The sequence below is a fragment of the Alloprevotella sp. genome (assembly GCF_057240785.1).
This window is the reverse complement of sequence record NZ_DBHHRH010000016.1, coordinates 81,451-87,794: the sequence shown is the minus strand read 5'-3', so window position 1 is coordinate 87,794 and position 6,344 is coordinate 81,451. Positions and strand designations below refer to the sequence as shown.

Annotated in this window: 4 protein-coding genes; all 4 read right to left on the bottom strand. The window is 41.0% G+C overall.

The features are described 5' to 3' along the window. Positions 1-306: 306 nt before the first annotated feature. Complete coding sequence (gene lepA / locus ACO4R2_RS04580; RefSeq protein WP_311490014.1) at positions 307-2,088, bottom strand: translation elongation factor 4; 1,782 nt, start codon at positions 2,086-2,088, stop codon at positions 307-309. Between the two features lie 2 nt (positions 2,089-2,090). Then, entirely contained in the window at positions 2,091-2,645 is a 555-nt protein-coding gene (gene rfbC, locus ACO4R2_RS04575; RefSeq protein ID WP_484769357.1) for a dTDP-4-dehydrorhamnose 3,5-epimerase, read from the bottom strand. A 6-nt stretch (positions 2,646-2,651) separates the two neighbouring features. Beyond that, positions 2,652-4,301: a dipeptidase gene (locus ACO4R2_RS04570; RefSeq protein WP_484769356.1), complete on the bottom strand. Its 1,650-nt coding sequence runs from the start codon at positions 4,299-4,301 to the stop codon at positions 2,652-2,654. A 67-nt stretch (positions 4,302-4,368) separates the two neighbouring features. Further along, the gene (locus tag ACO4R2_RS04565) at positions 4,369-6,342 is read right to left on the bottom strand and encodes an OPT family oligopeptide transporter (protein WP_484769355.1); all 1,974 of its coding nucleotides are present in this window, start codon (positions 6,340-6,342) and stop codon (positions 4,369-4,371) included. Positions 6,343-6,344: the final 2 nt, after the last annotated feature.

The following is a 6,344-nucleotide window of genomic DNA, read 5'->3' as shown; positions in this document are numbered from 1 at the left end:
CAAGCATGGGGGAAAGGACAAGGAGAATCTTACACACTTTTTCAGACATTACCTATGTTTCTCAATAAAGAGAGTGTACTTTTGTTTGGAAAAACTCTCCAAAAACACGCGAAGCAACTCATAAAAAACAACCTCACTGGAGGTCATTTGGAAAATTAATTCAGATATTTATTCTGTCGTAAGCTTCATTTTGCTTTGTCAAATATAAGTACTTTAGGGCTTACACACTTTTATAGGACAGTATCAAGATTTTCTTTAGTAAAACAGCCATGTATCATTTAGTTACATGGCTGTTTTATATATGTATTAGTCTAATTTCAATACAGCAAGGAAAGCTTTTTGTGGCACTTCTACGTTGCCGATTTGCTTCATACGTTTCTTACCACGTTTCTGCTTTTCAAGCAACTTTCGTTTACGGCTTATATCACCGCCATAGCACTTTGCTGTAACGTCTTTTCTTAGCTGCTTCACAGTTTCACGCGCAATGATTTTTGCTCCGATAGCGGCCTGTATCGCAATATCAAATTGTTGGCGTGGAAGAAGTTCTTTCAATTTCTCGCACATGCGTCGACCAAAGTTTGTTGCATTGTCTACGTGAGTAAGTGTAGACAGGGCATCAACAGGTTCACCATTGAGTAGAATATCGAGTTTGACAAGACGAGAAGGACGGAACTCTATGGGGTGGTAATCGAAAGAGGCATACCCTTTAGAGATAGATTTGAGTTTGTCATAAAAGTCAATAACTATTTCTGCGAGAGGCATGTCGTAGTGTATTTCTACACGATCACCTGAGACATATTCTTGTTTTACAAGTTCTCCACGTTTGTTTAAGCAGAGGGTCATAATAGAACCTATATAATCTGTTTTAGTGATGATACTTGCTCGAATATAAGGTTCTTCAATGTGGTCGATGTCAGTGGCATCTGGCATTCCTGCGGGATTATGAACCTCCAACATATTGAGATGTTTGTCGTAGACATTGTAGCTTACGTTGGGCACAGTCGTAATCACATTCATATTGAACTCTCTATCAAGACGCTCTTGAATAATGTCCATGTGAAGTAGACCTAAGAAGCCGCAACGGAAGCCAAAGCCCAGTGCAACAGAAGACTCGGGAGAGAAGGTAAGTGAGGCATCGTTAAGTTGCAACTTCTCAAGGCTGGTACGAAGATTTTCGAAATCCTCAGTTTCAACAGGATAGAGACCTGCAAAGACCATCGGCTTTACTTCCTCAAAGCCTGCAATGGCTTTTTCGCAAGGCTTTGCAACAGATGTGATTGTATCACCGACTTTTACTTCCGTAGCCGTTTTTATGCCACTTACGATATAACCTACATCGCCACAATGTAATTCCTTACGAGCTGAAAGTTCCATTTTAAGAACTCCAATTTCATCTGCGATGTAGCGTTGTCCCGTATTGACAAATACTACTTCTTCACCAGAGTGTAGAGAGCCATTAATGATTTTATAGTAGGCAATGATACCACGGAAAGGGTTGAAAACAGAGTCAAAAATCATGGCTTGGAGAGGAGCGTTCTCTTCTCCAACAGGCGCTGGAACTTTTTCTATAATGGCTCGCAGAATATTATCCACACCTTCACCAGTCTTTCCGGACGCGCGTATGATTTCCTCTCTCTTACAACCCAATAGTTCAATGATTTCATCTTCTACTTCCTCAGGCATCGAATTGACCATGTCGCACTTTGAAAGAACTGGAATAATCTCCAGGTCATGTTCTATGGCCATATACAGATTTGATATAGTCTGTGCTTGAACTCCCTGGGTAGAATCGACGAGGAGTAAACATCCCTCACAGGCTGCGATACTACGAGAAACCTCGTACGAGAAGTCTACGTGTCCCGGAGTGTCAATGAGGTTTAATGTATAGTGCTGGCCATCTTGAGTGTAATCCATTTGGATGGCATGACTCTTAATCGTGATACCGCGCTCACGTTCCAAATCCATATCATCGAGCATCTGCCCTTCTGTTACCTTTATGGTCTGCGTTCGTTCTAAGAGACGATCTGCCAAGGTACTTTTACCATGGTCAATATGAGCGATGATACAAAAGTTTCGAATATTCTTCATACTTAAAATACTACTGCTTCTTTGAAGGACACTGCCTTGTTTAAGTCTTTTTCCGAAAGTAATACTTCTTCGGGAGTTGTAATGGGCCAGTCTATGGCCAAGTCTGGATCATTATAGCAAATACTACATTCGGCCTGGGGGACATAGGTATTGTCGACTTTGTAAGTAAATATAGCCACATCACTCAATACTTGAAAACCGTGAGCAAAGCCACGAGGGATGAATAGTTGTCTGTTGTTTACTTCGTTAAGAGTTACCGCTATATGCTTCCCAAAAGTGAGAGAGTTTTTTCGAAGATCAACTGCAACATCTAGAACTTCACCTTGCAGCACACGAACCAATTTTGCTTGTGAGAATTCTCCTCTTTGATAATGCAAGCCACGGAGAACTCCTTTACTGGACTTTGATTGGTTATCCTGAATGAATGTAATTTTTTTGCCTATATTTTTATTGAAATCTTCTTCACGCCACGTTTCCATGAAATAGCCGCGAGCATCATCGAAGATGTGTGGCTCACAAATCCACACACCTTCGATTTTTGTTTTGACATATTCCATTTCTAATTATTGGGGTATTGAAGGGACTAAATACTTGTTACCCGTTTCTTTTATAAGGGATGACTTATAACTTTCAGAAAATCCCGTGCGCTTAGGAGGTACACAAAGCCCATCAGAAGTGCGTTCAAACTCTCCACTTTTTTCGGGTTTAACTGTCATATCATTGTATTTTACGATAATGTACTCTCCAAGTTTCTTCCAATCCTTCAACATTGTAGCAGCACATTGTAGACTATAACTGTTTAGGAACTCCTGAGCCTTATCTGGCGACGTCTTATAAAGCTCTTGGGCTTTAGCTTCCACACTCGGTTGCTGGGCTATCCACGTACTATCTAATTCATTACGAACTCGTTGAACTGCTGGAAATACTTGATTGTAGCGAGGGTAAGTCATATTGCTAACCCAATTACAAACCCAGAAAGCAGATTTCCACGAGAAATTTCCTCCGTCAGCATCTGGAGCGTTAAAGCATTCTGGCACTATGGTATTCTGGCAATAAATAGGAGTGTAGCTTATCATATTGGGATCGTCACTTCCATACCAAAGGATACCACCAATAGCATCTGGAAGATAAGAACGTAGCTGAGCAATATATGTGTCAGCAGTTTGTTGCGTAGAAATGGGGCGCTCATTGAAGTAAGTTTTTCCCTCATACTTAAATTGGAGAGGAGTAGGGCGGTAGGGCATCTCCCATGGTCCTTGTCCCATATCTTTATTTACATCAAAAGGTGTACCTTCATAATGGTCACGCATTCCGTCCATTATATCTTGACGAGAGAGGGAACGGGTTGGACGCATGTAAAGAGGCATAGGTTCGGCATTGCCAATGTGATGACCATCAACATAGTCTAGATATTTCTCCATGCCACTAACAAAGCGATTGAAGAAACTCCATACGCGGGCCTCACAAAAACGCATGGCTCCAAAATCTGCAGGAGCAAAGGCATTGGCGAAATCAAATTCATTATCTTTTCCACTAAAGTAGCCTTTTTTACGCGCAAAACTAATAAGATCCTTAGAATAGAGCACATCCTTTTTGGCATACTGAGAGATCTTATGGATACGGCTTTGGTTTGCATGAGCAGCAATACAATCGTCGGGGATTCGCACAGCCACCCAGTTGGCGCCTGTTACTCCTGTACCTTTGCCGATCATTTCCATAATCCAAATTTCATTTTTGTCGGCAATGGAGAAAGACTCCCCACTGCTGGCATAGCCATACTTCTCAACAAGAGTCGTCATTACGTTGATGGCTTCACGCGCTGTTTTTGAGCGTTGTAAAGCAATACGCATCAAGCTGACATAGTCAATAATACCTTTTGAATCAACCAATTCTTCACGGCCTCCCCAAGTGCTTTCCATGATAGAGACCTGAAACTCATTGATGTATCCATTAACTTTATAGGTTTCTGTTGCCTCAGGAATTTCGCCTAGGTAGTGATTTGTATCGCCATCGATAATTTTTCTCATAGTCCCTTGCGGATGAATGGCATGAGGTAGATAGATTAAATGGCCATACATTCCATAATCGTCTGCATTATAGGAAATAAAGACAGAACCATCTGTTGAAGCTTTCTTACCTACAAGAAAACTTGTGCATGCAATAGAAGGTAGCGAAAGCACCATTGCAAGAACTGCTAAAAATACCTTTTTCATTGATTCTTCTTTTTAATAATAATTTCTGGAAAAGTTATCTACTCAATTTTAATGTGGGAACTTTTATTTAGTCAGATAAAGAAGCTTTTATTAGGTAAATAATAAGTAGGACGTATAATACGCAAGCTGTCAATGTGCTCCAGGGGCTTGCCAACCATGCTTTATCAGCAAAGTTATAGCCTCCAAACTGTAGTCCTGCACTGACAACTCCCATTAAGGCACCACCAGCAATAAAACCGCTAGCTAGGAGTGTTCCTTTATCTGCACGAGCTTTATTAACTACTTCTTCTTTGCTGCGAGAACTAACATACCAATGTATTAAACCACCAGCAAGAAGTGGAAGGTTTAGTTGCAAGGGTATGAACATTCCCAGTGCAAAAGCTAATGCACTGATTCCACAGATATTAACTAAAAGAGCAATAGCCGCACCAATACCATAAAGTAACCATGGGGCTTGTCCGCCGTTCATTATAGGCTCTATAACTGCAGCCATTGCACGAGCTTGTGGAGCTGCCATTGTATTGGGATTGCTAAAACCATACACTTTGTTTAAAATCATGATGACACCTCCTACCGTAGCTGCACTTACAAGGACTCCGATGAACTTGAATGTTTCTTGTTTCTTAGGAGTAGAACCAAGCCAGTATCCAATTTTAAGATCGGTGATAAAACTACCTGCAGTTGAAAGTGCAGTGCAGACTACGCCACCCATGATAAGAGCGGCTGTCATACCACTTACGCCCTTTAGTCCAACTGCAGCCATAATGACGCAGGCAAGAATTAGTGTCATTAGCGTCATACCACTTACTGGATTAGAACCAACGATAGCAATAGCATTTGCTGCAACAGTAGTGAATAGGAACGCAATGATAGCAACAATGAGAATACCAACAATAGCAAATAGCAGATTACCATTCATTACTCCTAAGAGGAAAAAAACAAAGGTTATAATGAGTGTTAATAATGTGCCGATAGCAATAATCTTCATGCTGAGATCTTGCTGTGTGCGTGGAAGGGATGCTTCGTTATTATTGCTGCCTTTGAATACTTTTCCAATAAGTCCAAAAGAACTTTTGATGACGCTCCAGCTCTTAGCTATGCCTATAACACCGGCCATGGCTATAGCTCCGATACCAAGACTCTTTGCATAATTGTATATTTCTTGAGGATCTGCAGCGCTTGCAAGGATGGTTTTAGACGCATCGAGCGAGACATTCATATCAGGCCATATCAAAGCTATTCCAGGGACTATAATCCACCAAGTTAGAATGGAGCCTGCACATATAATTGCTGCATATTTTAAGCCTACAATATAGCCCATACCTAAAAGTGCAGCACCTGTATTAACTTGAAATACAAGTTTAGCTTTTTGTGCCAAAACTTCGCCTACACCTAAAACTCGACTACTTACCATATCTACCATTACACCTATATTCCCACTAGCAATAAAGTCGTATAAACCGCCAATTATACCAGCAACGAGCAAGGGCTTAGCACTGCTACCTTCCCCTTCTCCACTGATAAGAACTTGGGTGGAAGCTGTAGCTTCTGGGAAAGGATATTTTCCGTGCATATCCTTTACAAAGTATTTGCGAAATGGTATTAGAAATAAAATTCCTAATATACCCCCTAAGACGGATGCTATAAAAATCTCGAAGAAATTGATGGTCATTTCAGGATATTTAGCTTGAAGAATGTATAGAGCAGGTAGTGTAAAAATTGCTCCGGCTACAATCATTCCAGAACAAGCACCAATGCTCTGTATGATAACGTTTTCTCCAAGAGGATCTTTCCTATGTGTCGCGCCTGCAACTCCTACTGCTATAATAGTTATAGGAATAGCAGCTTCAAAAACCTGACCAACTTTTAGACCTAGGTAAGCAGTTGCTGCTGAGAAAATTATAGCCATGATGATCCCCCAAGTTAGCGACCAAGGTGTTACTTCACGAAATTGGCCTTCGGGGGACATGAGAGGCTTGTATTCTTCACCGTTCTTTAGTTCGCGAAAGGCATTCTCCGGTAATTGTCGATTGTTTGACATAA